We start from the raw sequence: 17,688 nt of genomic DNA on the forward strand, positions 1-17,688 counted from the left end.
ATTTGGTTTCACGTACTTTGCCATATTAGTATTATGGATCGCCATGTACGCATTGTCCAGTCTTGTCCAATAAATTAATGATTAGAGGCATACCGATCGAATCTCCCTTAGCTTTTCAAGCAGATGCGATCGCGGATTATCAGTCTACCTTAGCCGTTGACTGCCAGCCAAACGTTATTTATGCGATCGCCAACGGCCAAGTCTTAATTACCAGTGTCAACACCGGAGGCAGCATAACCCCTTCGGTACCCAATACACTGCCTTTCGCTCCCCAAGCAGTGGCCAGAGATCCGCTATCATCAGTCAACCTGCTTTATTACCTGGAACCTACCAATAACGGTCGGATCGGCACCTGGAACCCTACCGACACCAACTCCCGATGCTGACTTAGCAGTCACAAAAACTGACGGGCAGACTACTGCAACACCAGGCACTCTTCTGACTTACACAGTTACTGTTACAAACAACAGTTCCTGCTACATAAAAGGTATATCCTTTACCGATAACCTTCCTGCTAGCTTGACGGGAGTCACTTGGACTGCTTCGCTTTCAGGTGTAGGTGCTTTCCCGACTGCTGCGGATCGATCGGGTTCGGGCAACAACATCAATACGAAACTGGATCTAGATGCTGGATCGACTGCTACCTATATTGTTACTGGTACTGTTGCTAATAGCGCGATCGACACTACGATTAGCAACACAGCTACGGCAACTCCGCCAGAAGGTATCGTCGATAAGATCGTTAGCAACAACAACAGTGCGACTGACTTAACTGCTGTTGCTGCGAACCAACCTCCGGTTACAGCTAGCCCCAGCACTACAGTCAATCCTGGTAGCACCGTCCCTGTAACCGGATTGGGTGCTACAGATGCTGACGGGACGATCGCATCTTACACCGTCAACACGCTACCGCCAGCAGCCCAAGGCGTCTTATTTCTAGGAGATCCGGCAACAGGTGGAGTGGCAGTCATAGCAGGTCAAACCCTGACTCCGGCTCAAATTAGTCAGTTATTCTTCAAATCGACAGGCACATTCAACGGCGCTAATTTTACTTACAGCGCTACCGATGACAAAGGTGCTACCAGCCCTGCAACCGCGACACTCGGTGCGATCGCATTACCAGCACCTCTAGGGCGCCGGTACAGTAGAATATTTTGACAAAAAGAACGAAATATGTATTATGTAGGGCGAAGGATGAGGGTGACAGTAGATCGCGATCGCCAACCATTTTTTTGTCCTCATGCGAGAGCCCTGCCAAGGTCTAGTCGCTTGTGTCAACCTTTAATACTGAACCGACACCCTAGTTGGAGGGGAGGGAAACGACAAAGCTTTCGGAGGAAAAGGCAGCGATTTGGTATATGGCGAGCTCGGTTCCGACACCCTCTACGGTGGCGAAGATGGAGACACCATCGTCGGCGATTACGGCAACCCGATGGCTGATACTTCTAACGAAGGAGACTTAATATTTGGCGATCGAGGTGCGGATTTAATCGCTGGTGGCAATGGCAACGATACCGTATATGGCGGTAAAGGTAACGACAAAGCTTACGGTGGCAAAGACAACGACCTGATCTGGGGCGAAATTGGTTCCGATACTTTGATCGGCGATAGCGGTAACGATATCCTGTACGGCGGTACGACAGATTCGTTGGTGCGAGATACACAAGGACGCGACTTGCTATTTGGTGGTGGTGGCAACGACTTCCTCAACGGAGATGAAGCGAATGACACTATTAGTGGCGGCAAAGACGACGATACCCTACGCGGTGGCAAGGATGATGACATTATTCACGGTGATGCAGGCAATGACTTGATGTTCGGTGATAATGGTAATGATATGCTCTGTGGCAATGATGGCAACGATACGATTCTTGGAGATAACAAAGGTATCTCTGTTGCTGTCGGTGCGATCGGTCAGCAAGATTGTATTGATGGCGGTGCTGGCGATGATTGGATCAACGGTAATGAAGGACAAGATACGCTCGCTGGCGGTGAAGGTAACGATACTTTAATCGGTGGTAAAGATAACGATTTACTCACCGGTGGTATGGGTGATGATTGGTTGATTGGCGATATGGGTGACGATACTCTGATTGGAGGTATTGGCAGCGATCGCTTTGTGTTAAACCCTGGCAGTGGCGCGGATACGATTGTTAATTTTGAGGTTGGTTCGGATAAATTTGTCATCACAGGTGGTTTGAATTTGTCGCAGTTACAAATCAGCCAAAGTGCTAACACTACCTTCCTGAAATTTGCCAGCACTGGGGAAGTCTTGGCGACGGTAATTGGAGCAAATAACTTGATTTCTCAATCAGATTTCCTTCTGGTTTAGATTGCACTCGGGATTTAGGCACGCAGGCTGAATAAGCCGAGTTTTTCAACCGATATCTAAGGTACGTTGTTGCGCTTTAGCGCTCTATTAGTCTAGAATAGAGCGCTAAAGCGCAACTACGTACCTTTAACGTACTTTTGAAGTCAACCTGACCACAGCACAGGATTGTAAGGCAGTTGTACAATGGGGCGAAAATGCGATCGCACCCAATCTCAAAGGAAGTACGTAGGCGTAAGCCGGGGCGTAGCCATCGCACAACTATCAAAAAGGACAGCCACAGTGCATCTCTACCTAGTCCGTCACGGCATCGCAGCGGAACCCGAAGAATATGATACAGACGAGGAACGGCCCCTAACGAAAGAGGGCGATCGTAAAACCCGAAAAATCGCTCAGCGGCTGTACGAGCTCGAAATTCAGTTCGATCTGATTCTTTCCAGTCCCCTACTACGCGCCACACAAACCGCCCAAATCCTGCTGTCAGCGGGTCTGAGTTCCAAAATAGAAGAATCCCTCCCCCTCGCACCTTCAGGAGACATCGGGGACTGGCTGAGGTGGTACAAGCAGTGGCAGGAAACAGGGAACCGCAGCTTGGCCCTGGTGGGGCACCAACCAGATTTGGGCAATTGGGCTGAAACTTTGCTTTGGGGGCGATCGCACGACACCCTCATTCTCAAAAAAGCAGGTATCATCGGTTTAATTCTCCCCGAAACAGGTTCCCCAGTCGGCCGCAGCCAAATGTTCTGGCTGACTGGGCCCAAGTTTTTGCTCTGCTAGAAACGGCGAATCGCCCTCTTAAACCCAGATTTTCGGGCGCAGAAAGCGGGTGGGAGGGGCGAAAATATCTAGCGGCGCGATTGATAACTTCGTTGAAAAATCCCGTTTCTGAGCGCCGGAGTGCCTGAGTCGCGATCGAATTATTATTGGTCAAGACGGTGACACGATCTTGCTTTCTGCTAATGTAATTTGATTAGATTCAACTCACACAACACGGTATCGCAATGGTCGTCGGCGAATTCAAACCAGGTTTAGAAGGTGTTCCCGCCACCTTGTCCAGTATTAGTTACGTAGATGGACAAAAAGGGGTGCTGGAATATCGCGGGATTAGCATCGAGGAACTAGCACTCAAAAGTTCCTTTGTCGAAACGTCATATTTATTAATCTGGGGTGTACTTCCAACAAAGGAAGAACTAGAAGCTTTCGAGCATGAAATTCGCTATCACCGCCGGATCAAATATCGCATCCGCGACATGATGAAATGCTTTCCCGAAAGAGGACATCCCATGGATGCCCTGCAAGCTTCAGCAGCGGCTTTAGGTTTATTTTACTCGCGCCGAGCTCTGGCTAACCCAGCATATATTCGAGAAGCTGTAGTGCGGCTGCTAGCTAAGATTCCCACAATGGTAGCAGCGTTCCAGCAAATGCGGCGAGGTAATGACCCCGTGCGGCCGAGGGATGACTTGAACTACTCGGCTAACTTTCTTTATATGCTAAACGAGCGAGAACCAGATCCGCTGTTAGCTAATATTTTTGACGTTTGTCTGACTCTGCACGCCGAACATACTATCAATGCCTCTACATTTTCGGCAATGGTAACAGCTTCGACGCTAACAGATCCTTACGGGGTGATTGCTTCAGCAGTTGGCACTTTGGCGGGGCCGCTGCACGGGGGAGCGAATGAAGAAGTGATTGAGATGTTGGAGCAAATTGGTTCTGTAGCAAACGTGCGGCCTTTTGTCGAGAAGTGCGTTGAAAATAAGGACAAAATCATGGGCTTCGGACACCGAGTTTATAAGGTGAAAGATCCGAGAGCAACTATTCTTCAAGGGTTAGCGGAACAGTTATTTGACAACTTTGGTCGCGATGATTATTACGACATTGCTGTCAAGTTGGAAGAAGTCGTTGAAGAGAAATTGGCTCACAAAGGAATTTATGCTAATGTAGATTTCTATTCTGGTCTGGTTTACCGGAAAATGGGAATTCCGACGGACTTGTTTACACCAGTTTTTGCGATCGCCCGAGTTGCCGGTTGGCTGGCCCACTGGAAGGAACAGCTAGAGACAAACCGCATTTACCGCCCGACTCAAATCTATACGGGTACTCACGGTGAGCCTTATATTGCGATCGAGGAAAGACTGCCATCTTAAAGCATAATTATCAAGTGCGATGTCGATAAATGGCGATCGTCCTGGTGAATGTATGCGCGATCTTATGTCCGGTGGCTCGATCGCAAAAACCGTTCGTAGTGCGGACTTCAGTCCGCATAATGCTGCGGACTGAAGTCCGCACTACGAACCTTACTTATTGCGGTCAATCGATCGGACATGATATGAAGTATTGAATCAAAAACCGCTTTCGCGTTGCGAGTCAGGAAGAAATCTCAGTCTGCCAACAACTGCCGTGCTGGGTTTCACCCCTCTTGTATTTTATGCTGTTCGTTGACGATAATAGTAAGAAATGACGATTTTCAGGAACTCCGGTCCTCAGGCTTGCGGGTCTGAGGTTTTTTATGGGAATATTACGAATAGCTTTCGGTAGGGTACTCAGTGGGAATCCTGCTTGTATTTACGCTTTGCTTGTATAGTATTTGGTAGAAAGCGAACATAACATCTATGGCTTATAGCAACAGCGAAACTGAGGGCAAATCTTTCTACCAATCCGAACCCTTAATCGCCCGGTTAAGAGGGATTATCCGAGATTATCCCGAAGGCGTTGGCATTATCAAAGAGTTGATCCAAAATGCTGACGATGCTAAAGCAACACGGGTAGAAATTACTCTGGATTGGCGTCACCATCAGGTCAAACAATTGCCTGACGATCGCATGATACAGCTCATGGGGCCGGCGATGCTCGTTTACAACGATCGCGTTTTTACAGATAAAGACTTTGACAGCATCCGCAGTCTCGGACAAAGTGAAAAAGCGCGAGACTTGCAGAAAACGGGTAGATTTGGCGTCGGGTTTAATGCCATATATCACGTTACAGATTATCCCAGCTTCGTTTCGCGCGATCGCATTATTTTTTTTGACCCCCACGGCGCAGCTATCCCCGGCACTTCCAGACAAGAACCCGGGCGCGAGTGGAATTTAGCAAACACTAAATGGTACGAAAAATATCCCGATTTTATGCAAGTCTACGCAGCGGGAGGATTGCCATTAGGAGAGACAAATTTTCAAGGCACTTTGTTTCGCTTGCCTTTAAGAACCGCAGAACACGCGAAAAATAGCGAAATTCGCAAACAAGCTTTCACCGAATCCAACATCAAAGAACTGCTAGACGAACTGATTAATTCAGGTGAAGAGTTACTGCTATTTTTGAAATCTGTTCAGGAAATTAGAGTTTACGAAATTCCCGCCAACAGTCAAGAAACTAGGCAAGAAATTCTCGCGATTGTTACCCAAAACCAGCAAGAAGTACGAGAAGCACGCCAACTCCTCCTCGATGCAATTCCCGATACACCAGACAAATTGCTGGAATTGTGCCACCATAATCCAGCAGGTTTAGTATCAGTTTCATACCGCCACGACATAGAAACAATTAGCCGGAATCGAAATACCAAATCAACTTGGAGAACAGTCAGTTTAATTCGGACAGACGAAGGCGGGGAGTTGGCAAAAGTCATACAAGCAATGTACGAAAGCCAAGAAAAAGTATTGCCTTGGGCGGGCGCTGCTGCAAGAATTAATGCTGTGAGTACCGAGGGAAATCCTCAACCTGTCAACGGAAAAGTTTACTGTTTTTTGCCGCTTCCCCTCGAAACCGGGCTACCTATTCACATTAATGGTTTTTTCAACTTAAATAGTTCGCGCGACAACCTCAGCAGCGACAGCGGACAAACTGGAAAAGATAGACCGAGATCTATTTGGAACCATCTACTCGCACAGCACGTTTTGTCCCACGCTTATGCTAATTTAATTGTTGATTTAGTGCAAGATATCGGCAGGTATCAGCCAGAGGGATTTTACAAGTTTTGGCCTGTTGGCAAAATTACTGTCAGCAAAGCTCTCGAAGAACTGCACCGCTGTGTCATACAGTTATTGTATCAGAGATTAGTTGTGCGATCGGCTGTAGAACACACTGTAACTGAACGTCAATTCAGCGGGGTAGCGATGTCACAAACAAAATGGGTGACACCTCCGACAGTTAAAAATTTACCCTCGAAAAAGTGGTGGGACGAATTATTAGCAGCAATGCGCGCCGACAATATCGACATTCCCGAACCGCCATTACCAGATTCAATTTTAGCAGCTTTTAAAGATGCAGGTTTGCCATTACAAACATTCACTCCGGCTAATCTGCGCCAGCACTTAACTGAAAACAAACAGCTAGGTGTGCCGTTGCAAGATGCACCGAAACCCAGCCTGCAAAATAGACAGTGGATTGCGAATATGCTGCGCTATTGCATCAGCGACAATCATCGAGATTTGCGCGGTTTGCCGCTAGCTATTCTCGCGAATAATACTTTACAAGTATTTGGTTACAACCCGATAGGCACTATTTACTTTTCCGAGGATACATCAAGGCAGATATTTGCCAATCATCTAGAATGGTTTTTGCACCGAGATTTAACTAATGTAGTGCCTCGACATAACATGATTGGTGTGTCAGAAATGAATGCTACAGAAGTAGCTAAAAAATTGATTCATGTCATTAGTTCAACGCAGTCAGAATGCGATTGGCAAGCTGATGCACTACATCCACCAAATACAGACTGGTTGACTCTCGTATACAATTATTTTTCTAATATCTCGCCTAGATATCTGTCGTCAGAAACAGTCGAGGAATTAAAGAAGGTTCCGCTGGTTCCGGGAAATGATGGTAAGCTCCACAAAGGAGGAACTGCGGGAACTCCTTTGTTGTGCGGTGATAATATTGCAGCGGAAATCATCGAGGCTGTACAGTATTTTGGGGTGACGCTTGTCCGAGCACCGGCAAAACTTGAAAGTGCGATCGCCCAATTTGCCCAAAGACACAAAAATCTGTTAGTCTATTTTCTGACAGGCCCAGATGTCCTAGACACGGTATCTTCGCGGTGCGATCGAGGTTTGCCGCCCTACCACCAACAGCATTATACATCTCTCCTCAACTTCCTAGCAGCTTCAGAACCAACAAATTACGACCAAGATAGCCTCCACAAGCTGCGTCAACTTCCAATTTACCCCACAACTTCCCACGAAATCGTTTCCCTCAACGATGAAAATGTCTACCTTCCGGGCGGCGGATACGAACCGCCGGAAATTGCAGGTACGTTGAGGCTTTTACGGACAGAAAAAAACCAAGAATGGCTGCGACTGTTCCAATTTTTGCAAGTTCCGGTACTCAATCGTGCTAGACTGATTCGCGAGTGTTTGTTACCTGAGTATGCCTCATTAGCGCCGGAAGAACAATTAATCGCGCTGGCGTGGATTCGAGAGCATCTCACTGAAGCTTATAAAGAACTAGAAAAGGCAGGAGAGGATGCTTTTTCATTCAAAGAAGAGCTGAAAAAGGCGCGTTTGGTACGCTGTAGCGATCGCAGATTGCGCTCTGTCGAACTAATTTACAATCCCGAAAGTCAAGTAATCCGCAACATTCTCGGAAATTTAGCAGCTATTCCAGATATGGAATTTTACTCGCAGGATTATCCACTGTGGCTCGAATTCTTTGAGAATTTGGGAATGCGAAAAACCTTGAGTGCAGATGACATTGTAGTTTGTGTTGACAATCTAATTCAAACTGCGAATCGTTCAGGTGCAGGCGCAGTAACCGATGCTTCGATTGCGGTTTTTAACTATATCATTGATAATTGGGATGCACTAAAATATACCTCAATTGGAAACACCAACAAAACACTGGCTGAAACACTCGCAGATAAACCTTGGCTTCCTGTTGAGCAAAATCCTCAAAAGTTAAGCCAATATCCCGCCGCTGCGATACCTGAACCGAGGTTGTATCGCGCTAAAGATGTCTGTTTCATTCAAGATGTTTGGTTAGTTGCAAGCCAAAAATTCGTATTTGCACGCCCTCAGCGGGATTTGCTGAAACCCGAAATCAAAACAGCACTTGGTTTTATGCCTGTAGATACAAGTACAGTTATTGACCACTTTGATACATTAATAAAAACTTGGGAAAATGACAGTTGAAATCACAATATCCGACGATTTAAACGCACAAATACAATCAGTCAAGGCAATTTACAAATATCTCGATGAGACTTTCATCAAAGGCAGTATTTCCAGCGAACAACGCCAGCATATTCAACAGCGTTTTGCTGGGCGTCAATGTCTGTGGGATGATTCTAGGGGCAAGTTTTGGCGGCCGAAACACGCTTTTTTGGATGACGTGCCTTTTTTCGGGAACCGTCGCACAACTATAGCTGTTTCTCATCCATTTTCCGAAGTCTATCAGCTTTTGGGGCAAGGGCGATCGCCCGTTGTGCAAGATTACCTAGATTTTCTCGAAGAATTAGCTGCCGAATACAGCAATACGCCGTTAAACGCAGCAGACAAAAACTATGCAATCGAGGTAATCAGTCGCCTAGAATCTCAACAGTCATTAGAAGGCCGTCCAGTTAAAAATCCACCGATTCTTACTGCAAACAACACACTTGCTCCCGCCTGTCAAGTTCTCATCCCGGACGCACCTTGGCGCAAAGATTATATTGACTCCAATCAGATACTGCACCAGCAAATCTCCCCAAAATTTGCCAAATTAGCCGGAAGTTTTTCTTTATTAAAAGATGTGATTGAACGTCCGGCGGCAGTCAAAAATGCCTTAAATGCTCAAAGTAATGATTGGTGTCGGGAATGGCAAAAAACTCTCAATTCTCCGGAATTAATCTCTGGTTTAAAGCGGCTGATTTTTCACGAGTATGACTCTGAACCAATCCTCGATATCGTCTGGATTGCTAAAGCTCAAGTTTTGCCAGCCAGTCAAATAGATGTAGATTTATTCTGGAAGGGTGAAACAAAAATCGCTTCAGCTATACCGGGAACTCAATACTTTGACGAGTTCAAGAAAATATTTCATATTATCAGCAGCGGTAGCAGATACATTATGCTATGCTATTTAGCAGAAAGTATTAACGCTCAACTCGGCGAATATGCAGTGCAAAATCTGCTCCCGTTAGCAAGTATTCTTGATGCTGAGCCTCATCATATTAATGGTTTGCTCAACGAGTTGCGAATTCGGTCTTTACCAAGCGATTTGTCTCCCGTCACCGCAGCTATTTCGGAAATTAAATCCCCTCCAAGTTCCAGCGGCGATAAAAAGGGCGATAGTTCAATTTATTGGGGCGCTTTTTGAGCGAAAATAATCAGCATTATCGGCTAAGGAAGGTGCTTGTGGCGCACCCTACCAGCCTCTATTATTCAGTCCCTCTGAGCTCGGACATTGTTTGTGTAGACGCGGTTTCAACCGCCGAGTCTACACGGTTTAAATCGCCGATTCTAAATCGATTCAGTTACACCGATTGAGTTACATGATGGCGGCTAGTCAATTTATCCAATTGATTCACCAACAAACTCAGGAACAATCCCACATCGGTGACAACTCCAGTAGATTCGATCGACCCCCGATCGCTCAATTTCGTCACCACAGCCGGATTAATGTCCACACAGACCATCTTTACACCCGCAGGAGTCATATTTCCCACACCGATCGAATGCAGCATAGACGACAGCATTAACACCATATCCGCGCCCCGTAACAGCTCAGTATACTCTTCTTGAGCCTTCACCAAATCCATTTGCGTGTCGGGAAGCGGCCCGTCATCGCGGATCGAACCAGCCAGCGAAAACGGTATATTATGCTTCACACACTCGTACATTACACCGCTAGTAATCACGCCTGCTTCAACGGTTTTAGCAATACTGCCATAACGGCGCACAGTGTTAATCATTTTCAAGTGGTGGCGGTGTCCGCCGCGCACAGCTACGCCGCGTTTCATGTCAACTCCCAAAGAAGTTCCCATGCTAGATTGTTCCATGTCGTGAACTGCGATCGCATTTCCACCTAACAATGCTTGTACGTAACCTTCGCGGATCAAATGCGCTAAATGTTCGCCGCCGCCGGTGTGAATCACCACAGGCCCCGCCGTCACCACAACTTTACCGCCCCGATCGCGAATTTGGCGCAATTCCCACGCTACTTGTTCCACTACCAATTCTACCCGGCGCTCGCTAGAAACGCTACCGGACATAAAGCTAAATTCTTGAGAATTGCGCTGTTCCCGCGATTCTGTTTTGCGGATAGTACGGATACCAACCACATCAACAACGACTTTTTCACCTATTTTTAAATCGCGCAACAATTTGCACGTAGCCACCGGGCCTTCTGCGGTTTCAGTAATTGCAACTGCACCATCCATCCGCTGATTTCGCGCTTTCACCCACTGACCGTTTACCCGCACTTCTGTAGGATAAATGGTACTAACGTAAAAGTCGTCTGGGCCGACACCATCTTGCACGACATCTTCTAAAATAGCGTCGCAAATCTCTTGCGGCGGTGGCACTGCACCCAAGTCAATCAGCAATCCCATGATTTCTTCCATCACATCGTGGGAAGGTGCCGAAACTTTCACATCCGCGGATGATGTGCTTTGGCGCTGTTCTCCTAAATTGAAATTGAGCACTTGGAAACTGCCACCGTTTTCGATAATTAAGTCTAAAGCGCGGCTGATTAAACCGGCATCAAGCAGGTGACCTTCCATGCGAATGGCACGGCTTTCTACCATCACGTTTGCCGATCGATCTTCTTGCACAGGTTCATTCACCCGCAGCGTCAAACACTTACAGGCGCCACCCGCTTTCAAAAATTCGCTCATCGGCGTTTCAATGACTTTGAAGCCCGCTTGAGTGATGCGCTTGTTTAAGCCTTCGCTCACCTTATTCATTACCACAACTTTGTCAATATTCACAGCATTGCAAGCAAAATTAGCGGCATCTGCTTCTTCGATCGCAATCCGTTTTTCCGGCGCTACTCGCATTTCAATTAAGCGGTTTGAGTAAGAGTCAAATGCTGCTGGATAGTAGAGCAAATATCCGCCTGTGAGCGGACAAAAACAGGTGTCTAGGTGATAGAAACGTTCGTCTACTAAACGCAGCGACAGCACTTCAATGTTCAGCCAGTTTGCTAGCAACGGATGCGAGTCGAGTTCGGAACGGAAGCCGTATCCTGCCCACAACCAGCGTCCTTCGCGATCGAGCAAAGCGTCACCAGCACCCTCAAACGGCAAGTCTTTCGGGAGTTCGTGCACGGTGAAACCTTGGTTTTCAAACCATGCTTTGAAATAGGGTTCTTCGCCTTGGCGTTCCTTGTGATAGAAGCGGCTGAGGACAAAAGTATTGCCTAAAAGTAAGCCAGCGTTGGCGGTGAACACCATATCCGGCCAGCCTTTTTCGGGCGGTACCAGGTCTACAACGGCGTTGTCTTTCAACACGTGGTAAAGTTTCTCCCACTGTTCGACGGCGCGATCGCGCGATGATTTGTGTACGTTACCCTCCATCCAAGGGTTAATCACGTAATCTACATCGTAGTGGTCGGGAGCGCACATCAGGAAGCGAATTGAGTCGGTCATAATTCAGTTAAAATGTGGTAGATGCTACAGACTTAAGTTGAGATAGTATGTATGAAATCAACTGTAAAATTCACTCCCAAGAGAAAGAGTGCAACGTCTAGCAGCGAAAAAAGTAGCTCTCAATTATATCACAGTTAGGTTAAAATCAAACTCAGCCACAGACGGTTTGCATGAAATATCGGATAAAATTTCAGGTTTTGACATTATTTTCGGTAAATTACTCTTCATAAAAGGTTCGTAGTGAGGACTTTAGTCCTTCTTTCTGAGGGGATCATCTCATTTTTGCAAAAAGCATTTTTTCTTTCATTTCTTTCAGTGCGAGCGTCCCGCTCGCGTGCTTTATAAAGCACGCGAGCGGGGACAGCACTACAAATGCAAAACTGAGATGCTCCCGAAAGAAGGACTTTAGTCCTCACTACAAACCTATTTTACTTTCAACTTTTTTTGCGAAATCGGCAGTTCGATCGCAAATTCTGTACCTCGGTCAACTTCTGAATGACACCACAAATTACCGCCATGGCGGTCTTTCACAATTTGGTAACTAATCGACAATCCCAAACCAGTGCCACTGCCGATCGGCTTTGTACTAAAAAATGGGTCAAACATCCTTGACTGAACCTCAGGACAGATACCGGGCCCGCTGTCAGCAATCCGCACGCACACTTGATTTTCGCTGCTGACTTCCGTAATAATGCGAATCTGATTAACTTTGTCATTACAGGCTGCTGATGACTCTTCCACAGCATCGATCGCATTTGACAGCAAATTCATAAATACCTGATTTAATTGCGCCGGATAACACTCAACATTGGGCAGTTCGCCGTAATTTTTAACAACTTGAATTTCCCGACGTTTTGGCTGTGACAGCAATCGATGCTGCAAAATCACCAAAGTGCTCTCTATCCCTTCATGAATATCGATTACTTTGCGCTCTTTTTCATCGAGTCTCGAAAAGTTTCGCAAGGACAACACGATCTGCTTAATTCTGTTAGCACCTGCTTGCATTGAAGCCAGCACTCTGGGGAAATCCTCAGCGATAAAATCCACTTCTATTTCTGCCAATCTTTCGGCAATTTCTGGCACTGGTTCGGGATAATTTTGCTGGTAAAGCTGGATCAATTTTACCAAATCGTTAGCGTACTGTGCGGCGGGAATAATATTGCCGTAGATGAAGCTGACGGGGTTATTAATTTCATGGGCAACTCCCGCCACCATTTGCCCAATACTTGACATCTTTGCGGCTTGAATCAGTTGTGATTGAGCATTTTTTAAGTATTCCAGAGTTTGTTCTAACTGTTGGGCTTTTTCTCGTTCTCGCTGTTCGCTATTTCGCAAACTTGCTTCGGCTTGTTTGCGATCGCTAATATCGATATGCGTGCCCGTCATCCGCAAAGGATTTCCCGAATCATCACGTTCCATCACCTTAGCTTGAGCCAAAATCCACTTCCATTCACCGATTTTTTTCAGCATCCGAAATTCTGCTTCGTAGGTCGGTTTTTTGCCTACCAGATGAGCATTTATCGCTGCTGTAGCCAGAGGCAAATCATCTGGATGTACAAGTCTTTCCCAGGCTGCATAACTATTTTCTATTTCCTCTACTTCATATCCCAGCATCGTCTTCCACCGTGAATTCAAATAGACTTCTCCCGTGGCAAGATTCCAATCCCACAATCCCGTCGCACTGGCTTCAAATGCCAGGTAAAAACGTTCTTCGCTAATTTGCAGCGCTGCTTCCGCTTCTTTGCGATCGGTGATATCCATTACTGTTCCAAACAGTTTAATTACTTCTAGGGATTTGTTAAAAATAGCTTCTCCCCTTGTTTCGAGGTATCTAATTTGACCGCTGGGATGCAAAATTCGCAACTCTTTTTTGTAGGAAGTTCCCTGTGAGATACCAAGGCTGACAGTTTGTTGAAACAACTCTCTGTCCTCTGGATGATACATCTGTAAAAGTTCGATATATGTCGGTTCAGGTGCGGCTGAGTCCAGACCAAAAATGCGGAATACTTCTTCCGACCAAATATTTTTATTGGTGACGAGATCGAATTCCCAATTGCCGATATGGGCAATTTTCTGGGCTGCTGCTAGACTAGCTTCGCTTTGTTGCAATTTAAGTCGCTGCTCTTTATCTTGTTCCAGAAGATTGGCTTGAGCGATCGCAATTCCCATTTGTGCAGCGACAGCTTTCAATAATCTGATCTCATTTTGCGTCCAGTGGCGGGGCTCATCGTACTGGTGCAAGCACATCATTCCGTTGGGTTTTCCCTGGTAGGAAGTGCGGATGGCTATCATCGACTTCAAACCTATTTGACGGCACAAATCAGTAACATTTTCCAGCAGCGGTTCAGCAAAAACATCGTCAGAAACTACAGGTTTATCTTGAGACAACACCAACTGAGCGTGAGGATTTCCCAGGACGGGAATTTCTACTACATCGCACAGCGTTGCTGATTCAGATTTCCTGTACTGAGTCATACAATAGATGCGGGGCAGTGGGTGTTCTTTGTAGGTGTGAATCAAGCAAGAATCGGCATTAAAAACTCGACCTATTTGAGCAGCCGCTGTTTGATAAACTTGGTCTTGCTTTAAGCTGTAGCGAATTTCGAGAGTAATTGTTTCTAGCAGAAATCTTTGCTTGATTTGCCGCTCCAAAGCAGACAAAGCTGTTTTAAGATCGAATTCTGCTTGTTTGCGATCGCTAATTTCAGTAGCAGTTCCCAGAATTTTCCAAGGTTTGCCCTCCACCGTCCTTGAAAACACCGTATCCCGGCTAAAAAACCAGCGAAATTCACCATTTTTGTGTTCTATTCGGTATTCAAACTCAAAGCTTTCACCATCTTTTGATGTCTGAATCCTCCTCATATGTTCTGAGAATGCTGGCAAATCGTCAGGGTGTATTAAGTTAGGAAGAAATGCTGCTGGCATTTGCTGTATTTCTTCCAGCGAGTAGCCAAGATCGATATATAGTTCGCGATTGAGATACAGAATTCGCTGTTCTATCACATCGTAAACGTACAAAACATTAGGATTCATTTTAATTACTGCCGACAGCCATTGCTGACTTTCTCGCAGTTGTGCTTCGACCCGCTTGCGTTCTTCTATTTCTGCTTCCAGCCGCGCATTTTGTGCTACTACTTGCCGAGAAAGCCTGCTCAGATGCATTTGACTTTCGACGCGAGCGACCAATTCTTCTATTTGAAATGGTTTAGTAATGTAGTCTATAGCTCCCAGCGAAAAAGCTTTAACTTTATCAAAAGTTTCATTTAAAGAGCTGATAAAAATTACAGGAATATCTTTGGTTTCAGGAGCAGCTTTTAGCTGTTTGCAGACTTGATAGCCATCTATACCGGGCATCATAATGTCCAGCAAAATTAAATCCGGTGGAGTCGATCGCGCAAACTTAAGGGCTAATTTTCCATCTAGTGTTGGCCGCACTTGATATCCCCGCTCGGACAACAACTTGGATAAAAGACGCAAGCTTTCTGGGTGGTCGTCAACAATTAAAATGTTTTGTTTTAAGCCAGATATTTCAGATTTTTTTGTTGTTATTTTGGCGTATTTTTGGTCAATTTTATTCACGATAACCCCTCAGAGTCTTAGGAATATCTACGCAGCTTTTCTATCTATAGCGTTTACTATTTTGTTTTCATATGATAATTTTGCTGCGTAATATAGTGTGTATTAATCAAATTGTAAGAATCATTAAAGCGCAAGTGCTTATAGGTAGAACTATGAGCTTGCGGCAACAATAAAATTGGGTAGATGTTGATTTATGGCGCGAATTTGAGCAGTATAAGTTTCTATCAGCTCCGCATCCTGTTTATCAATCGCTGGTCATTCTATTTTAGATTGGAGATTTCGGGATCAGACGTTCGATCAGGGAAATCGTCCAACGATTTTAGATTTACAAGGGTAGATGAATCTGGGAGATTGAACTTTTATCTAAAATTTTGGAATGCTCGTGACAGAAGAATGTGAGACGGTATCCGTTTTTGGACAGGAGTCAATGAGTGGCTGTATGCGATGCTTTTATTAGCTATGGCAGCATAAATCAGACACACAGCTTCCCTTTTGTGCTATGCCAGTGGCACTGTCCGATCGCCTGCCAACATAGCGCACCCCTTAATTTGTATTCAGTCTATCAAAAATGTCTGCATCTTTAATTCTTTGTTTCAGCAAATTATTGCAGGCGATCGAGAAAACAGCCGATATTCCTCAAATCAGGCATAAATCCGGCAAATTTCATTAAATATAAAATTCAAACAGTGATTAGAACGCGGTTTCGCTACTATTGGGCTAGTTGCTCAATGTTTGTTTTTAAGTATATCTACTGGCTCTGCACGGCAAGCAAATCGAGCCTGACAACCTGCTACCGTATCTTAAGTTTTGTTGAGGCGTTGGCGCGATCGCCTGTACAGCATCTAGATTGTCTGCGATCTTAAAGGAGGAGAGGATTTGACGAGTAGGGAATAGGGCCTTGAAATCTACAATTTAAATGCCGTACAGCTTACTCATCAGTCAATATCAATCTAAAATCTAAAATCTAAAATGGCACGATCTATGGCATCTTTGTAGGAGCGTGCAATTCATCGCAAGCAGCATACACGGCTTTGACATTATACCAATTCAGAAAAATTCGAGCAATTTCTAAAGCTAACTGCGACTTACCTCGGTCGATCAACCACTGCAAAAAAGGTTTCATAGTGCGCTCGTTCAGCATCCCGCCCAAAGATAAAACTCCCCACAGTATTTGGTGCAAAACAGTCATTTGAATCATCAGCCGCACTTCCCAAGTGGGGTGTTTTTGATAAAACAAAACTCCCATTCTTCCGCGCTGAATTTCTCGGTCAATCATCCCAGGAATTTGCTCTAAACTAAAAGGTGGATGCCAGTGATAGCCAACAGCAGTCGGACATTTAATCAATTTTAAACCTAATTTTTTCAACCTGACACCCAATTCTAAATCTTCCCATCCGTAAAGTTGAAAGCGAGTGTCAAACAGTCCAGCTTCCAGCAGCCAGTGACGGGCGATGCTGACATTTCCCGTAGCAAAATAAGCAGCCGAAAAATCAGTTATTTTGTAAGGTTCGGCAGTGGGATTGTCGAAATTGCAAGTATTAATCACGCTGCCGTAAGTAAAAACCGCATCAGTATCTTTGTAAGCCTGTAGCAAAGCATCTGCGTGTGCTTGCAAAAAATCCTTTGTAACGACTAAATCGCTATCAATAAAAATAATTGTCTCGCCTTTAGCATCTTCAACGCCCAAATTCCTGGCGGCGGCGGGGCCTTGATGAGATTGACAGATCGATCGCACGTGCGGCAAAAACTCAGCATCTGCGGCCAACCAGTCGATCGTCCCGTCCGTCGAACCGTCATCGACTACAATCACTTCATAATCTGTGACAATGTTATCAAACTGCTGATTTTCCAGAGCCTGTAGACATTTTGCCAAAATCGGTTTACGATTGTACGTCGGAATCACAACACTAAAAAACACGGCTTTACCCCATCGCCACAGTTACCGTATCCCACGGTAGCAGATTTTTCGCAGCAACTGGGCCGGGAAATAGCAAAGTTTAGCAAAAAAAGAATATATAAATCTGTACTATTTATGACAAGAATGGATCTCAATTAGGTGCATAATACAAAGTTGGTTAAATATCACATCTAAATTCAGGATGTAAATAGCAGTCAGTAACCCAGGTCTAAGTGCGACTCGTTGATTGGCAAATCACGGTAAACAGTCCGTACATAGCTAATCCAACTCTAACCAACAACGGAAAAGAGTTGAACTCTCGGAGAT

At 45.4% G+C, this 17,688-nt stretch carries 11 protein-coding genes and 1 pseudogene; 9 read left to right on the forward strand and 3 right to left on the reverse strand.

Annotated features, from left to right (window positions below; translation table 11 throughout):
* The first annotated feature begins 77 nt into the window (after nucleotides 1–77).
* From JGK36_RS29180 to JGK36_RS29220, 9 genes and pseudogenes are all read left to right on the forward strand, one after another.
* Complete coding sequence (locus tag JGK36_RS29180; protein WP_293186332.1) at nucleotides 78–386, forward strand: hypothetical protein; 309 nt, start codon at nucleotides 78–80, stop codon at nucleotides 384–386.
* The gene (locus tag JGK36_RS29185) at nucleotides 334–1,158 is read left to right on the forward strand and encodes a hypothetical protein (protein WP_293186336.1); all 825 of its coding nucleotides are present in this window, start codon (nucleotides 334–336) and stop codon (nucleotides 1,156–1,158) included. Before JGK36_RS29180 ends, JGK36_RS29185 begins: the two co-directional genes overlap by 53 nt.
* 148 nt (nucleotides 1,159–1,306) lie before the next feature.
* Nucleotides 1,307–1,372: pseudogene (locus tag JGK36_RS29190) on the forward strand (hypothetical protein); the annotation flags it as partial.
* 60 nt (nucleotides 1,373–1,432) lie between these two features.
* Nucleotides 1,433–2,332, forward strand: a complete 900-nt coding sequence (locus JGK36_RS29195) for a calcium-binding protein (protein WP_293198838.1) — start codon at nucleotides 1,433–1,435, stop codon at nucleotides 2,330–2,332.
* Nucleotides 2,333–2,611: 279 nt separating this feature from the next.
* Nucleotides 2,612–3,106, forward strand: coding sequence for a phosphohistidine phosphatase SixA (sixA, locus tag JGK36_RS29200; RefSeq protein ID WP_293186333.1), 495 nt, complete (start codon nucleotides 2,612–2,614; stop codon nucleotides 3,104–3,106).
* Between the two features lie 224 nt (nucleotides 3,107–3,330).
* Nucleotides 3,331–4,476 (forward strand): citrate synthase, encoded by a 1,146-nt coding sequence (locus JGK36_RS29205; RefSeq protein WP_293186330.1) that lies wholly within the window; start codon nucleotides 3,331–3,333, stop codon nucleotides 4,474–4,476.
* Between the two features lie 29 nt (nucleotides 4,477–4,505).
* Nucleotides 4,506–4,670: a hypothetical protein gene (locus tag JGK36_RS29210; RefSeq protein WP_293186328.1), complete on the forward strand. Its 165-nt coding sequence runs from the start codon at nucleotides 4,506–4,508 to the stop codon at nucleotides 4,668–4,670.
* A gap of 271 nt (nucleotides 4,671–4,941) precedes the next feature.
* Nucleotides 4,942–8,451 (forward strand): hypothetical protein, encoded by a 3,510-nt coding sequence (locus JGK36_RS29215; RefSeq protein ID WP_293186327.1) that lies wholly within the window; start codon nucleotides 4,942–4,944, stop codon nucleotides 8,449–8,451.
* Entirely contained in the window at nucleotides 8,441–9,613 is a 1,173-nt protein-coding gene (locus tag JGK36_RS29220) for a hypothetical protein (RefSeq protein WP_293186325.1), read from the forward strand. Before JGK36_RS29215 ends, JGK36_RS29220 begins: the two co-directional genes overlap by 11 nt.
* Nucleotides 9,614–9,770: 157 nt before the next feature.
* Here the strand turns inward: JGK36_RS29220 and JGK36_RS29225 are convergent, their stop codons facing one another.
* The 3 genes from JGK36_RS29225 to JGK36_RS29235 all read right to left on the reverse strand — a co-directional run bounded on the left by JGK36_RS29225 (nucleotide 9,771) and on the right by JGK36_RS29235 (nucleotide 17,382).
* Entirely contained in the window at nucleotides 9,771–11,885 is a 2,115-nt protein-coding gene (locus JGK36_RS29225) for a TIGR00300 family protein (RefSeq protein ID WP_293186324.1), read from the reverse strand.
* A 423-nt stretch (nucleotides 11,886–12,308) separates the two neighbouring features.
* Complete coding sequence (locus tag JGK36_RS29230; RefSeq protein WP_293186322.1) at nucleotides 12,309–15,464, reverse strand: PAS domain-containing protein; 3,156 nt, start codon at nucleotides 15,462–15,464, stop codon at nucleotides 12,309–12,311.
* A 979-nt stretch (nucleotides 15,465–16,443) separates the two neighbouring features.
* Nucleotides 16,444–17,382 carry a glycosyltransferase gene (locus JGK36_RS29235; protein WP_293186321.1) on the reverse strand — a complete coding sequence of 313 codons (939 nt, stop codon included), beginning with the start codon at nucleotides 17,380–17,382 and terminating at the stop codon, nucleotides 16,444–16,446.
* Between the last annotated feature and the right edge of the window lie 306 nt (nucleotides 17,383–17,688).

The organism is Microcoleus sp. PH2017_35_SFW_U_B, assembly GCF_020737865.1.
GTDB lineage: Bacteria > Cyanobacteriota > Cyanobacteriia > Cyanobacteriales > Microcoleaceae > Microcoleus.